We start from the raw sequence: 1,624 nt of genomic DNA, 5'->3' as shown, positions 1-1,624 counted from the left end.
TGAGGGCCCGGAACCGACGTTCGAAGGGGAAAGTACCGTGACCGACAATCGCCTCCCGGCCGAACATCTCTCGCCGCTCGCCACGCTCGTCGACGGGGTACTCGCAGGCGTCGGCTACGAGATGGCGGCAGCCACCGACGCCATCAACGACGCTGTCCCCGGCTATGGCGGTCTATTCGACCCGCAACCACCCCGTCCGAGTTGCGTCGCGCGCTCGAAAGCTTGCTGGCGTCGGGTCTCGCCCGGCCATCCGCCCCCGAGCCGACGAGCGACACACTCATCCTCTACGTTGACGGTAGTTCACGCGGCAACCCCGGCCCGCAGGTGCGGGTGCCGTCATCATGGATGCTGCCGGGGAGGAGCTCGCCCGTCTCGGCCGACCCGTTGGCTCCAAGACGGGGAACAACACCGCCGAGTACATCGCCCTCCAACTCGGACTCTCCGAACTGTTGGTTCGCTACGAGCCACGCAGGCTGGAAGTGCGCATCGATTCGATGACGGTCATCCGAGATGTCTGGGGCGGCGATGACCCGACTGAACCGGGCGTCAAGACATACAGCGAGGCCGTTACGGCGGCACTGTCGAGCATTCCGGACCACCAGTACACGCATCTGGCCGACAGCGACCCGAACCCCGCCGACGCATTGGCGACTGTGGGTGCCGATATCGCAGCCTTTGGACCGGGATAGTAGGGCACATCGCTTGAAATTCGAAATCCCGGCTCCGTCGAGATCCTTAGAAGCTACTAGAAGTCACAGACTGACTATACTCTCGACAGCCGTTCGGCAGTACGTTCCATTATTACTGAATTGAGTGAAATATCTCTTAATCGACGCCTGAACAGGTCGGTTAACTGTTCCCATCACAATCATATCTGAAATTTATGTTTTACTACCATCACCTATTTATAGGGAATTGTCGTACGAGGATGCGAGTTGGGCGGGGGTAGTGCTGTGGGCACCATGCGAGAGAAAAGAGAGACATCAACAATGAGTAACGAGACACACGACACGACGGCTGACTCCGAATCACAAACGATGCGAGCGACCCGCCGCACCGCGCTCCAAGGAGCAGGGCTTGCCAGCTTGCTCGCGATGGGCGTGGGCAGCACCAGCGCCCACCAGATTTCCGCGGTCTCGACCGGTCAACAGCGCCGGGAACAAGAGTCGACGGATACCGATACGGTCCCAGTAACGTGGGCGAACTACCCACGCGCCAACTGTCATGCGTCGTTTCAGTCAGCCGCCGACAGGGGTGGGTTTGGACAGCTCTATAATGTCCGAAATATCGCTCCTGTCAAGGATCAGTTGGACGTCGAGACAAACCGTGATACAATCTACTCATATGGAGTCTTTGATCTGACCGAGCCAGTCACCGTCACGCTCCCCGACAGCGGTGACCGATACATGTCAATGAATGTCCAGAATGAGTGCCAATATGTGAAGCTGAGTGTCACCGAGCCTGGCACGTACACGATAACACAAGATATGGTGGAGACGCGGTATGCTGGCGTCGCGATCCGCATATTTGTTGACCCTAACGACTCGGACGATGTGAAGCAAGTCCAAAAACTCCAGGACGAAATCGACGTGGAACAGGCATCGGAAGGGTCGTTCGAAATTCC

The 1,624-nt window shown here is 58.3% G+C and carries 1 protein-coding gene and 1 pseudogene; both read left to right on the top strand.

Annotation, left to right across the window (positions count from 1 at the left end; genetic code table 11):
* Positions 1 to 37: 37 nt before the first annotated feature.
* Positions 38 to 689: pseudogene (locus BG842_RS32780) on the top strand (ribonuclease HI family protein).
* 300 nt (positions 690 to 989) lie between these two features.
* The coding region (locus BG842_RS15565) for a DUF1254 domain-containing protein (protein WP_175424171.1) at positions 990 to 1,624 on the top strand (635 nt) is incomplete at its 3' end.

The organism is Haladaptatus sp. W1, from assembly GCF_001723155.1.
GTDB lineage: Archaea > Halobacteriota > Halobacteria > Halobacteriales > Haladaptataceae > Haladaptatus > Haladaptatus paucihalophilus.
Note: the sequence above shows the minus strand (reverse complement) of the source record. Positions and strands in the feature narration are given on the sequence as shown.